Source organism: Chitinophaga sp. XS-30, from assembly GCF_008086345.1.
In the GTDB taxonomy this organism is placed as follows: domain Bacteria; phylum Bacteroidota; class Bacteroidia; order Chitinophagales; family Chitinophagaceae; genus Chitinophaga.
The window spans coordinates 4804815-4818946 of record NZ_CP043006.1; the positions used below are offsets into that span (position 1 = coordinate 4804815).

Sequence of the window (14132 nt, forward strand, 5' to 3'; positions counted from 1 at the left end):
TTCATAATAAGCGTGAATTAAAAGGACAGGTTGACGCCGAAGTTGAACACTTTGTTCTGCGGGTATTGCAGCCCGTTCGTATCGTTCACTTCCGGATCGATACCATACTCCTTCACATTATCAATGGAGAACAGGTTGAAGGTGTTCACATAAAAACGTGCGCGTTGCATCCTGGCCCGGTTGATGAGCGATACGGGCAGCGTATAACCCAGCTCGATGGTCCTGGCCCTGAGGTAGGTGATGTTGTGGGCCCAGAATGTGGAGGGGCGGGTATTGCTATGGCCGCCTTCGTTGTACCGGAGGGCGGGATATTTTCCCGGTATCCAGGCGCTGTTGCGGTCAAACGGGTCTTCCCGATGCCAGCGGTCCGTAAAGATCTTGCTGATGTTGCCGTCGTTCTGGAAAGGGTTCTTCAGTTCATTCTCCTGGAACCAGGTGTACTGTGTTGCCCCGGAGAAGTCCGCTGTAAAATCAAATCCCCTGAAAGTCATTCCCAGCTGCAGACCGATGCTGATATTGGGTTGCGAGCCTGTCGCCCATCCTATCGGGCGGCGGTCGTTATCCGTGATCCGGCCATCGCCGTCCATATCCTTGTAGATCAGGTCTCCGGGCAGCAAAGTCCTGTTGCCCTGCCCGTCTATATTCACGGGATAGTTGTTGATCTCTTCCTGGGAGGTGAAGCGGCCGATCTGTTCGAAGCCCAGCACAAAACCTCTCAACCGGTCGATATCGGAATTGAAATACTGGTCCAGCGAGTTGAAGAATACACGGCGATATGCGGTCAGGAACTTTGCGCGGGAATAGGACACATTGCCGCCTACCCTGAACTTCACTTCACCGCTCTGCCCGTTATATACTGCGGAGAACTCATGCCCGAAACGGGCGTCGCTGTTCAGGTTTTCGTTGGGCAGGCCGTAACCCAGTTCTGAAGGTATCAGCACATCTGTTTTTACATCACGCAGGCCGGTGCGTTTGCGGTAGAAGTAATCATATGAACCGGAGAGCTTTCCGCCGAACAGGCTGAAATCAAAACCCACATCGAACATGGAGCTTTTCAGCCAGGTGATATTGGTGATCGGCGCACCGCGGTCTTCCGAACCGATAACGGCTACACCATCCAGTATCGCAATACCGGCATTGTAGTTATAGCCTTCCACATAAGTAAAATCAGGCAGGTTCAGCGCTGATCCGTCATCACCCAGGATACCGTAGGAACCGCGGATCTTCAGGTCAGACAGTACTTTATTGCTGCCCAGCAGGCTCTTCATGAAAGGTTCTTCCGTTATCCGCCATCCGGCCGATACACTGGGGAAATAACCGATGCGGTGATCGGGAGGAAAGAGATAGGACGCATCGCGCCGCATAATGCCTTCCAGGAAATATTTATCGTCATATGCATAGTTGATCCTGGCGGCAATACCGGTCCTGGCCTGCCTGTTATCAGAATCCCGGTAGGTATCCGCCGTAGCAAAATAGATCAGGGGCAGCACATTGGTGGTAGGCACTGCATGTATCCAGTTTTCCAAAGTCTGGCTCTGCAGGCGCTCGGATACGATCATGGCGGACACGCCATGCCGGCCGAATGTTTTGTCGTACGACAGCCTTACCTGTGAGGTCTGGTTGATCACTTTCCGCTGGTTGCGTTCCCGCCAGGGGTTGGTGCTGCCGCCGGTCCTCGTGTAAGTATCGTCCGCCGGGTTGTACGTATAGGTATCGTATGTGTACTCGTGGTTATTCAACAGCTGGTCCGCCAGGTAATACGAATAGAGGCCGGACAGCTTGAGGCCTTCGATGCCGGGTATCTCCCACTCCGCATCCAGGTTCACCTGCATTACCCGCCAGTCCTCTTTGTACTTGCCGGCATATTTGGTATTGAGATATCCCCAGTTCGTTTCGTTATGCTTGATATCGTTCAGGTACATGGGGTTGTCATTGGCGAAAGGCCGTTCCAGCGGCGTATTGCGGATGATGGCGAACCGGGCCTGCCAGTAGTCGTCCACCTGCGGCACACCGGGGTTCTCCCGTGTTTCGATCCTTCCGTTCATATTGGCGCCTACTTTCAGCCCATTGGCCACCTTTGCCGAGATATTGGACTGGATATTTGTCCGGTGGAACTTGTATTCCCTCCCCAGCACAGAATTCTGGAAGGTGCGTGTAGCGGAAACGTAATACGTGATATTCTCCGCACCGCCGGTAAAGTTGAGATTATATACATTGAGCGGCGTATTGCCCTGCACGATATAATCCCGCCAGTTAAAGCTCTGGTAGCCGTACTCTGTGCCTATTCTGTATTTCTCCAGTTCAGCCGGCGTAATGTTGGTGGTGATGGGATTGCCACCAACCGGCGGCACGCGGTTCATTTCCGCTTCGGCTCTCAGGCTCATGTAGTCATAGGAATTTTCGAGCGGATCGATGAAGCGCGTCCAGTTCTGAATGCCCATGCTAACATCCAGGTTGATGGTGCTTCTTGCACCCTGGCGGCCTCTTTTGGTGGTGACCACCACAACGCCGTTCGCCGCCCGCACACCATAGATAGCGGCGGCTGCATCTTTAAGAAAGGAAATGCTCTCGATGTCCTGCGAAGCAATATTATTGAACTGCCCTGCATCCTGCTGCACACCATCGATCACATACAACGGATTCCCGAGGTTGCGTATCTGGATGTTGGCTGATGCTCCCGGCCTGCCGTCTGGCATCCGGAAAGACACGCCCGGTACTTTACCCGCCAGCGTGGAGCTGGTTGTGGAGCCGCCCCGCACATTTCCGATATCCTCTGCAGATATCGTGGAAATGGCATTGGTCAGCGATTTCCTTTTTGTGGTGCCGTAACCTACCACTACTACATCGGACAGTTCTGTTGCCGATGTACGGAGCACTACATTCAAAGTGGCCCGGTTGTTTACTGATACCTCTTCGGTGCCGAAGCCGACCATGGTAAACACCAGTATGCCATCTGGTTTCACCGAAATGGAGAAGCTGCCATCAGTGTTGGACAATGTACCATTCCGGGTGCCTTTCTCATAGATCGTAACATTGGGGAGCGTACCCCCTGTACTGTCCTTTACCACGCCGGTGACTTTGATCGCACCTGTTTGCGCGAATGCCGGCATAAAGACCGAAGAAAGAAAGAACAGCAGCAGCAACAGCCGTTGATCCCGGACAATGTTGCCGTAGCGCCATAAAACATGGAACTTTTTTTGTTGAATTGTTTTCATACGTGAAACTGATTTTGGTAGTTAAAAAGCATAGCATTCCCCTGCAGGCCGTTTACATCTTTTTTAAACGCCAGTCACCTTGTGTTAAAATATTTGTCAGCGGAATTGAATCACCTGCATAGCGATCCCGGACTGTATCTCAATTCCTGTTTACGTGGAAAAAATGTTACTGGTTTTTTGATTGAAAAAAAATAACAAAACGCTTGTCCGTATTGGTTTTCTCCGTGTCTGGTAATTTCGGGCGCAAAACATCTTCAGGTATAAATACGGCATTCAAAGAAAGAACAATGATTTCAGAACGATTCGCAGATTTCTTTCATTTTTGGGTTAAAATGTAACATTTTTACATCGCCGCATACAACGAGAACCAAAATCAAATTTCCCTTCAGTATAATTGTATCTGAAAAACAGTAAACAACCATCTTGTTGAAACGCAAATTCCACTGTTCGTTATTTATCGCGGTGCTTTTCTTTCTTTCCGGAAAGGCGCAGCAATATTATTTCCGTCATTACCAGGTGGAAGACGGGCTTTCGCACAATACCGTTTTCTGTGTATTGCAGGACCAGAAGGGATTTTTATGGATGGGCACCAAAGACGGCCTGAACCGGTTCGATGGTAATATATTCAAAGTGTTCCGGAATGATGAGCAGGACAGCACCACTATCGGTGAAGGATATATCTATTCCCTGCACGAAGACACTTTCGGCCAGATGTGGGTAGGCACAAGCAACGGGATATACAAATACATTGCGGAAACCGAAAGCTTTGCGCTGGTCAGGCAAACGAAAGGACAAGGCATCGGCACTATGGGGAACGATGCCAAAGGCGATATATGGTATATCTCCGGCGGCAGTCTGTATCAGTATATACCGGTGAGGGACACATTGCTGAACCATGGGACCGCCGGCGCGCCGGACTATGTTACGGCCATGAGATTCATGAAAGACGGATCACTGTGGACCGGCACTTACTCCGGGCTCGTGATGCAGTATGGCCACCCCGGACGTTCTTTTTATGTTTTCGGTCATTCACCGGCATCATCCTCACGCATCATCAACCGGCTGGAAGATGCAGGCAACGGCCGGATACTCGTGGGCACAACCAACCAGGGATTGAAGCTGCTGCATACGGACGAAGGGACGTATGAGGATATCCTGAGTTACAAGACGGATAACATTCCCATCTATATCCGGCATATTCATCAGACTGCCGAAAACGAATACTGGATCGCCACCGAATCCGGCATATATATTTATGATCTGGCCAAACGGCAATACATCAATCTCCGCAAACAATACAACAATCCGTATTCCCTGTCGGACAATGCTGTCTATTTCCTGGAACGGGACAAGGAAGGCGGCGTATGGGCAGGCACCTATTTCGGCGGGATCAATTACTATCCGCCGCAGTACACTTATTTCGAAAAGTATTTTCCTGACAACAGCAACCGGAGCATCAGCGGCAATGCCGTACGCGAGATATGCGAAGATCATTACGGCAATATCTGGATAGGCACGGAAGACAACGGCATCAATAAACTTGAGCCTTCCACCGGTAATATCACGCAATACAAACCGGGGAAAGACGGTTCAGGTCTCTCTCACACCAACATTCACGGGCTGCTGGCGGAAGGCAACAATCTGTGGATCGGCACGCTGGACAATGGCATCGACCAGATGGACATCCGCACCGGAAAGGTCATTCATCACTATTCCGCCGGTGAAGGTTCCTTCAGCCATAACTTCGTTGTAGTGTTCTACAAAACACGCGCAGGCGATCTGCTGACCGGCACCGGCGCCGAACTGGCCCGGTACGATCCAGTACAGCAGGCATTTGTGAAAGTAGAGGCGCTACCGCACTGTGCTCCCCGCGGCATTGATGAAGACACCACCGGTACGGTATGGGTAGCCACGGCGGACCAGGGATTGTTCTGCTACAACCCCGCCACAGGAGAGAAAGCACAGTTCACAGCCAGCCGCGGAGAAGCTTGTGCGCTGGTCAGCAACGAACTGCTGACGGTACTGGTGGATAAAGCGCAGAACGTCTGGGTAGGCACGGAAGGGCATGGCATGATGCAATACGATCGGAAAACGCAGTGCTTCAGGCGTTACACCACTGCGCACGGCCTGCCGAGCAACTACGTTTTCCGCATACTGGAAGACAACAGCGGCAGGCTCTGGATCACCACGTCCAGAGGCCTGGCCTGCCTGAACCCCGCCTCCGGAAAGATCCGTGTATTCACCACCATCAACGGCCTGCTGAACAATCAATTCAATTACAATTCCGGGTATAAGGACAAGCACGGTAAAATGTATATCGGCAGCGTGAAAGGAATGATCGTTTTCAAACCCGATGAATTCCGCAAAGACACCTTCGTAGCGCCGGTGTACATCACCGGTTTCACGCTCTCCGGCGGCGGCACCGCAACGAAAGACCGGAAATCCATTCTCTATACCCGAAAGATCACGCTGCCATACGACCAGGCCTCCTTCAACATAGATTTTTCCGCGCTGAGCTTCACCGCGCCGGAGATGATCTCCTACGCTTATAAAATGGAGGGGCTGGACCGGGACTGGACGTTTTTGAAATCGAACCGGCTGGCCTACTTCACGGACATCAAACCGGGAAAGTACATTTTCATGGTCACCACCACAGATGCCAACGGGCATCCCGGAAAACATCCCGCCACACTGGAGATAGAGATCACACCGCCCTTCTGGGCTACTTCGCCGGCCTACCTTTTCTACGCCCTGCTGGGGATCAGCCTGCTGTATTACCTCATCAGCCGTTACCACTACCGGCAGAACCTGAAGCAGAAACGGAAAATGGAAGAACTGCGGTACAAGAAAGAAAAGGAGCTGTACCAGGCGAAAGTGGATTTCCTCACCAATGTAGCGCATGAGATCAATACCCCGCTTACGCTCATCAAAGGCCCGCTTGAACAGGTTATCGAACATCCGGACGATGTGCAGGGCAATCAGCAGCATCTGCGGATCATGGAACGCAATACGGACAGGCTTGTGCAGCTCACCAACCAGCTGCTGGATTTCCGGAAAACGGAATCATCCAGCTTCAGCCTGCATTTCACCCATCTTAATATTTCCCGGATGCTGCAGGACACCTGCGATAACTTCAGGCTGCCTGCCCGGCAAAAGCGACTGGATTTCCGGCTTAAGCTCCCCGGCAAGGCGCTGTTCGCCTATGCCGATGAAGAAAGCATCAACAAAATATTCAGCAACCTCTTCAGCAATGCCGTGAAATATGCAGAGAAAACCGTACTGGTGGAACTATCGGAAACCGATCACGGCGCAACCATCCAGATCGAGATATCCAACGACGGCAACCTGATACCCGACGATATGCGGGAAAAGATATTTGCTCCTTTTGTACGGCTGAAAGAAAATGAAAAACAAAAAGGCACCGGCATCGGGTTATCTATCTGCCGCTCGCTGACGGACCTGCACAACGGCAACCTTTTCGTAACGCAACGCGATGGCAGGTTCAACACTTTCGTGCTCCGCTTCCCGGTAACCGCCGGTAAATTCAAACAACCTGCAAACCCTTCAAAATAATCACATATGCCCCCAGTTATTTTACTTGTAGACGACAACGATGAGATCGTGGAATTCATTTCCTCCATCCTTGCCCCGGCATATACCATTGTTACCGCGGAAAACGGGCAGGACGCCATGACCATCCTGCACGAAAAGACGGTTGACCTGGTGATCAGCGATGTGATGATGCCGGTAATGGACGGATTTGAACTGTGCAAGCAGATCAAAACATCTTTCGACATCAGCCATATTCCCGTGATCCTGCTCACCGCCAAGAACACGCTGCAGTCAAAAATAGAAGGGCTGGAAACCGGCGCCGATGCCTATATCGAAAAACCATTTTCTCCCGCCCACCTGAAAGCGCAGCTGACCAGCCTGCTGAAGAACAGGGACCACATCCGGCAACATTTCGCCAGTACGCCACTGGCGCATATCAACACGATTGCGCATACGCGGGAAGATGAAAAATTCCTCGAGCATATCCACAACTGCATATTGAAGGAAATCGAAAATACAGAGCTGGATGTGGAGTACCTGTCCAAATACGTGAACATGAGCCGGATCAGCCTGTACCGGAAGATCAAAGCTGTTTCGGACATGACGCCGCATGAGCTGATCAATATCACGAGATTGAAGAAAGCCGCGGAACTCCTGTCTTCCCAGCAATACAAGATCTATGAAGTGGCGATGATGGTGGGATTTAAATCACAGAACCATTTTGGCAAGAGCTTCATCAAGCAGTTCGGGATGAGCCCGAGCCAGTACATGACGCAGAAGAAATAGGGCGGGATGTGCGGATGCACTTGGGGCAGGAGCTGCCTGTTTCCAGGAACTTTGTGGGGGAATGACCCGAGAACTGGCTGAATTCCCGGATGAAATGCGCCTGATCGTAATACTGATGCCCGTGAATGATGGCGGACCAGTCAACCTTCCCTTTGATCGCCAGTATATCATTCAGCGCGGCACAATAACGATACAGGCGATGGAAAAATTTAGGGCTTGCGCCGACGTGTTTTTTGAAAAGATCGATGAGATGTTTCTGGGAATACCCGGTTTGTTTGACCAGCAGGGGAAACGGCGTAAAGATATTGGCCGATACATGCCGCACAACAGCCGCCTCCATTTCCCGCCGTTGCAGTCGCAGCAAAAGGAATGCTTCCGCCTTTGCGAACATCGGCCGGGGATCGGTGCAGCCCATGATCTTTTCCCGCAGCTCATCCACCTGTGGCCCGAAAAGGTGCGTGGCTTCCAGCAGTCCGTCTTTCAAAAGATGCTGCGGAATACCGGTAACGGCATACAGGCCGCCCGGCCGGAAACGAATGATCAGCGTTCTTTGCCGCATGCCCACATCGCAGGTGATGGCCTGCCCCTGAATCCCCATCACCCGGGCTTTCGGCAATACCCGCCGGTCCCGGCCCAAAAGCAGGTGCCGCTCCGCTCCTTCCAGCTCAAAGATCAGCTGCGTCGTACCGTCCGGCTGAATGATCTCCAGGGAATGACCGAAGTTATGGCCATCATAATACACCATGCTTTCAACACAATGGTCCAGCTGAGGAGCCGGACGGTGGACCTTTACCCGGAGTTTGCCATTCACCATTTCGGACAGCTCCTGCTGCATATGGCCGAAGAGGGCTCCGGCAGCGTGCTGCATCCGCTGGTACTGGTGGGCAATGAGTAGCCGGTTCTCATCCACGCCAAAATAACCGGCGAGGTGCAGCAATTGTTGACGGGTGGCATACCTGCGGCCGGATTCAATACCTGCCAGCTGTGCGGAGGTAGTGCCGGCAAAAGCTGCGGCATCCTGCAGTGAAACCCCTTTTCGGCGCCTCATCGCTTGCAGATAAAGTCCCGGTTCCTGTATCATATCCGCAAATTACGATCTCCTGCAAAAGAAGGTTTATATCCTTATGATGAAGATTTACATAATTTCTCCAGGCAGCCGTCCATTCCTTTACAGAAAAGAAAAAGAGCCGAAAAATATGTCAAATACAAATTATTTTTTATAAGAATAATTCCACTTAAAATAGGCATTTTTATTACGTCAATGGCAAAATAATTTGAGACCTGTACGGTTTTTTGTACTTTATTGAAATATTGAACAATATCACCATTTAAAAAGAGATACGCTTATGCCAGCCACCGACAGTTCCCTGAAAAAAGCCATCCGTCCGGTACATTTATGGGCCATCGCTGTAGGGTTGGTGATATCCGGCGAGTATTTCGGCTGGAATTACGGCTGGGGAGTGGCAGGCACGCTGGGGTTCCTGCTGGCCACCCTTGTCATTACCGTGCTGTACGTCACTTTCATCTTCAGCTTTACCGAACTGACCACCGCCATTCCGCAGGCAGGCGGACCCTTTGCGTATGCTCAAAGAGCGCTTGGCCCCGCAGGGGGACTGATAGCAGGTTACGCCACCGTGGTAGAGTTCCTGCTGGCCACGCCGGCCATTGCCTTTGCCCTGGGGAACTACCTGCATTTCCTGCATCCCGCCCTGCCCGTTTTATGGACAGCCATTGCCGTTTATCTCCTACTGACGCTGATCAACCTGTTGGGCATCAAGGAATCCGCATCTTTCACCCTGGTATTTACCCTGCTGGCCGTGGTGGAACTGCTCGTGTACCTGGGCATTGTGGCGCCGCATTTCAAAATGGAGAATTTCCTGAAAGACGCACTGCCATTTGGATATAGCGGCATCTTTGCCGCGCTGCCCTTTGCCATCTGGCTATATGTTTGCATTGAAGGGGTGGCGATGGTAGCGGAAGAAGTGAAAAACCCCTCCCGCAACATTCCCCTCGGGTATATCTCCGGCATCCTCACCCTGGTGGTGCTGGCCATTGCCGTGATGGTGTTTACCGGCGGTATTACCAACTGGCAAAGGCTTTCGGATATCGACTATCCGCTGCCGGAAGCTATCGGCATCGTGATGGGCAAAGACGCCGGCATTACCAAAATATTCGCAGGTATTGGTCTATTCGGATTGATCGCTTCTTTCAACGGCATCATCATCAGTTATTCCCGCCAGATCTTTGCACTGGCAAGGGAAGGTTACCTGCCCGCGATACTCGCCCGGATCAGCCGGAAGAGACAGGCGCCTTACACTGCGCTTATTGCAGGTGCGCTGGCGGGCATCCTGGCGCTGTGCCTCGGGAATACGGCGGAACTGGTGGTCATGTCCGTACTCGGGGCCATCGTCATGTATATCATCAGCATGATCAGCCTTTTTGTGTTGCGCCGGAAGGAACCCGACCTGGCAAGGCCGTTCCGCTCGCCATGCTACCCCTGGTTCCCGGCCATCGCACTCGGCCTCTCCCTGGTATCGCTCTTTGCGATCATCTGGTACAACCGCTGGATCAGCGTGATCTTCTTTTCGGGATTACTGCTGACATGGCTTATTTTTATGCTGGTGCAAAAACAGAAAATTAAACCAGCGCCAAAGCCGCTAACCTGATACAAGATGGCTTACCGCACAACAATACGGCAACACACATATCAGTTCAGCGACCTGAAAACGCTGCTCGCCAAAGCTACGCCCTATCGTTCCGGGGATGCGCTGGCAGGGCTTGCCGCGGAGACGTACGAAGAGCGGGTGGCGGCGCAGCTGGCGCTGGCGGATGTTCCGCTAAAGACCTTCCTGCAGGAAACAGTGATCCCTTATGAAACGGATGAGGTCACCCGGCTGATCATCGATACGCATGATGCCGCCGCTTTCGCCCCGGTATCGCACCTCACCGCAGGCGCTTTCCGGGACTGGCTCCTGAGCGACCATGCAGACGCTGCCAGCCTGCAACAGGTATCCAAAGGCATCACCCCGGAAATGGCCGCCGCCGTTTCCAAGCTCATGCGTAACCAGGACCTGATCAGCGTGGCCCGGAAAATATCGGTGGTCACCCGCTTCCGCAATACGATCGGACTAAAGGGGCGGCTGTCCGTCCGCCTGCAGCCCAATCATAATACAGATGATCCCAAAGGCATTGCGGCGGCGATCATCGACGGGCTGCTGTATGGCAGCGGAGACGCCGTGATCGGCATCAATCCCGCTACAGACAGTCCCGCCGCCGTTGCCGGCCTCCTGCAGCTGATCGATCAGTTGCGGCTGCAATACGACATTCCCACACAATCCTGCGTGCTCTGCCATGTGACCACCGCCTTGCAGATCATGCACCAGGCGCCGGTAGACCTCGTTTTCCAGTCCATCGGCGGTACGGAAAAAACGAACCGCAGCTTCGGCATACAGCTATCCCTGCTTGCTGAGGCCAGCAGCGCCGCCCTTTCGCTGCAACGCGGCACAGCAGGCAATAACGTGATGTATTTCGAAACCGGCCAGGGCAGCAGCTTATCCGCCAACGCGTATGAAGGCGTAGACCAGCAGACCTGCGAAGCCAGGGCCTATGCCGTAGCCCGGCATTTCCATCCCCTGCTGGTGAATACCGTGGTGGGGTTCATCGGGCCGGAATACCTGTTCGACGGCAAACAGATCATCCGCGCGGCGCTGGAAGACCATTTCTGCGGCAAGCTGCTGGGATTGCCGATGGGCGTGGATGTATGTTATACCAATCATGCGAATGCGGACCAGGACGATATGGATAATCTGCTGACGCTCCTGGGCGTGGCCGGATGCAATTTCATCATGGGCGTACCGGGGGCTGATGATATCATGCTGAACTACCAGTCCACCTCCTTCCATGATGCCCTGTATGTCCGGCAGGCACTGGGCCTGCGGCCTTCGCCCGAGTTTGAGCAATGGCTGGTTAAAAACGGGTTGATGGATGATCAGGGGCGGTCGCTGCCCGTGCCGCCTTCCCATCTTTTACTGAAATATACTGTATGACAGACCTTACCGTACCGGGGCCTTTTACAACGCCCGATCCCTGGGAACAACTTCGCGCTTTCACCTCCGCGCGCATTGCGCTGGGCCGTACAGGCGCCGCCGTGCCGCTGCGGGAAGTACTGCAATTCAGGCTGGCGCATGCGCATGCCCGTGATGCCGTGTATTCTGCGCTGGATACAACCCTGTTCCTGCACCAGCCCTGGGAAGTGAACATCCTCCACAGCCAGGCCGCCGACCGCTCCGAATACCTGCAGCGGCCGGACAAAGGAAGAAAACTGGAAACATCCTCCGCTGCGTCTTTATCTCCTGTGCATACAGACCTCGCTATTGTGCTGGCGGACGGACTTTCCGCCACTGCGGTCAACCGGCACGCCATTCCCGTTATGACATATCTCTATCCCATGTTGCAGGCCAAACACATCTCCTGCGCACCGGTACAACTCGTGCAACAAGGGCGTGTAGCCGTTGGCGATGAGATCGGTGCATTGCTCGGGGCAAAACTGGTACTGGTACTGATCGGGGAACGGCCGGGATTGACGACACCGGACAGCCTCGGCGCTTATCTCACCTGGCAACCCAGGCCGGGACTGACAGATGAGGCCAGGAACTGCATTTCAAATATCCGGCCGGAAGGACTGCCATATAGTACAGCAGCCGAAAAAATTTTTTACTTTGTGCAGGAAGTGCTCCGGCTGAAGCTCACCGGTGTAAAGCTGAAGGATAATTTTCGTGCTGCGATCTCCTGATATCATGGGGTTGCCGGCTCTGCAAACAAATATTTTACGATGTATATTGATCCGACCAACGAAATCGTAAAGCTCTGCGTAAAAGGCATAGAAGCTGAAGCGGCAGGTGACAGCGAGTATGCCAGGCAATTATCGCAGGAGGCGTGGGACAAGGCCTCCAATGATTTTGAGGCATTCATTGCCGCGCACTACCTGGCCAGGCACCAGAACCCGGAGGGTGCGCTGAAATGGAATATGGAAGCGCTGATCCTCGCCACGGGGATGAAAGATGACAACATCAGATCGCACCTGCCTTCTCTTTACCTGAATGTTGCCCGCTCTTTTGAAGAGCTGAAGGACCCTGCCGGGGCGGTGGGGTATTATAATCTGGGGGCGGATAATTGCGTTCATCTTCCTCCCGGCCCATACGGCGAGATGATCAAATCCGGCATACAGGAAGGGCTCAAACGCTGCGGGGCAAGCCGTTTCGCCAACCCGGCCCTTGAACGCCTCATAGACCGGTGGTGCGGGCGGAAAGAGCTGCGCCCGCTGGCGATGGTGCTTCCGGCCTATTTTGGCAATCTCGGCACCTTGCAGGAACGCAACAAACTGATCAGCGCCCTTTCCCGCCTTGCCGCAAGCCGGCAGCTCCCTGCTGATGAGCAGGATGAACTGAACGGGATCATCCGTTCTCTTGCAAAAGACGTCATGGTATCAGACCATGCTTCCGCTTGAATGCATCCACCTGTTCCTTTACCTCCTCTTTCAGTTGTTTGATCCGTATATCCAGCGCTTCGCGGCAGGCAGACCCGGCCGTTCCTTTCGGGCAGGCTTTCCGCTGCTGCTCCAGCTGTGCTACGCGCTGCAGCTTGTCCTGCATTTCGGCGGAAAGGGTTTTGGCGTCATTGATCCCTTTTTGAGTGCCAAATGTGGTGATGCGATAAGGTGAAGGATCGAAAACGGCCTCGGCGCGGTAAAGCCCCAGCAATTGACTGGTAATGTCCACCCGGCCGGAACCCTCCACCGGCACCTGTTCTGCGATGGAATAGATCAGCAGGCGGTTGGCATGATCGCGAAAATGTTTGAATACGCCAACACCGATGCCCATTACGGGCACGGAAGTATGCACCGATGAGGGGAAGTTGACGAAATACATTTTCAGGTATTGGTCCCGCCGCTCTTCCGGCAGGTACACCTTGCCGCGATAGGCCGTTACCGTATTCGCCCAGGCATCGTCAGGCGGTGTTACGGGATGCTGGGGCGTACTGGCAATGCTTCCCAGCCATTGCATCTGATCCAGGTAAGTATTGGTCCATAGTTCATTCGGATCGGCATCTGCGCCCAGCTCCATCCCTGCCCTTCCCAGCTGTGCATGATTTCCGCAGATGATAAAATCACCATTCGCTTTACGGATAGCAAAGTGCAGGTCAAAATCCAGGTTGGCCGTTGCGGGGAGATACCTGCGGAGCGCCTCACCCGGAATAGCGATGGAGCCGTCACGGCTGTTCACATAATACGTCAGCTCTCCACTGAAGCTGCCCGCATTGGTGAACTGCCGGATGGAAAAATCGAAGCGCCAGGGGGAGGTGCTGCCTGTGGGATTCTGCGGGAAGCTGCTCTGTGCTTCAAAATCCGCCCGGGCATTTGTCAATGGCCCATTAGCCGTTGCATCGTTCCGGGTGCCGTTCAGTTCCCATACGGTAGCCGTAGTACGTGCGGTATAACCTTGTTGTGCGATTGCCTCAGCCCCAGTAAAAACGGCGGCCAGGCACAATATCCTGGTAATACGGAATTGTCTTTTCATCTTC

Annotated in this window: 9 protein-coding genes; 6 read left to right on the plus strand and 3 right to left on the minus strand. The window is 53.3% G+C overall.

Annotation, left to right across the window (positions count from 1 at the left end):
- Positions 1-17: 17 nt before the first annotated feature.
- Positions 18-3215, minus strand: coding sequence for a TonB-dependent receptor (locus FW415_RS19470; RefSeq protein WP_148388377.1), 3198 nt, complete (start codon positions 3213-3215; stop codon positions 18-20).
- Positions 3216-3638: 423 nt separating this feature from the next.
- Here FW415_RS19470 and FW415_RS19475 point away from each other — a divergent pair, with 423 nt between their 5' ends.
- Positions 3639-6788 carry a two-component regulator propeller domain-containing protein gene (locus tag FW415_RS19475; RefSeq protein ID WP_148388379.1) on the plus strand — a complete coding sequence of 1050 codons (3150 nt, stop codon included), beginning with the start codon at positions 3639-3641 and terminating at the stop codon, positions 6786-6788.
- 6 nt (positions 6789-6794) lie between these two features.
- Complete coding sequence (locus tag FW415_RS19480) at positions 6795-7553, plus strand: response regulator (RefSeq protein ID WP_148388381.1); 759 nt, start codon at positions 6795-6797, stop codon at positions 7551-7553.
- Here FW415_RS19480 and FW415_RS19485 read toward each other — a convergent pair.
- Positions 7504-8634 carry a DUF6597 domain-containing transcriptional factor gene (locus FW415_RS19485; protein ID WP_148388383.1) on the minus strand — a complete coding sequence of 377 codons (1131 nt, stop codon included), beginning with the start codon at positions 8632-8634 and terminating at the stop codon, positions 7504-7506. The genes FW415_RS19480 and FW415_RS19485 overlap by 50 nt on opposite strands.
- A gap of 265 nt (positions 8635-8899) precedes the next feature.
- Here FW415_RS19485 and eat point away from each other — a divergent pair, with 265 nt between their 5' ends.
- The 4 genes from eat to FW415_RS19505 are packed head-to-tail and all read left to right on the plus strand — an operon-like array spanning position 8900 to position 13059.
- On the plus strand, positions 8900-10219 hold the full coding sequence (eat, locus tag FW415_RS19490; protein WP_148388385.1) for an ethanolamine permease: 1320 nt from the start codon (positions 8900-8902) through the stop codon (positions 10217-10219).
- A 6-nt stretch (positions 10220-10225) separates the two neighbouring features.
- Complete coding sequence (locus FW415_RS19495; RefSeq protein WP_148388387.1) at positions 10226-11599, plus strand: ethanolamine ammonia-lyase subunit EutB; 1374 nt, start codon at positions 10226-10228, stop codon at positions 11597-11599.
- Positions 11596-12345, plus strand: coding sequence for an ethanolamine ammonia-lyase subunit EutC (eutC, locus tag FW415_RS19500; RefSeq protein ID WP_148388390.1), 750 nt, complete (start codon positions 11596-11598; stop codon positions 12343-12345). The genes FW415_RS19495 and eutC overlap by 4 nt, the downstream gene beginning before the upstream one ends.
- A 39-nt stretch (positions 12346-12384) precedes the next feature.
- On the plus strand, positions 12385-13059 hold the full coding sequence (locus FW415_RS19505) for a hypothetical protein (protein ID WP_148388392.1): 675 nt from the start codon (positions 12385-12387) through the stop codon (positions 13057-13059).
- Here FW415_RS19505 and FW415_RS19510 read toward each other — a convergent pair.
- Entirely contained in the window at positions 13031-14128 is a 1098-nt protein-coding gene (locus FW415_RS19510) for a hypothetical protein (RefSeq protein WP_148388394.1), read from the minus strand. The genes FW415_RS19505 and FW415_RS19510 overlap by 29 nt on opposite strands.
- Between the last annotated feature and the right edge of the window lie 4 nt (positions 14129-14132).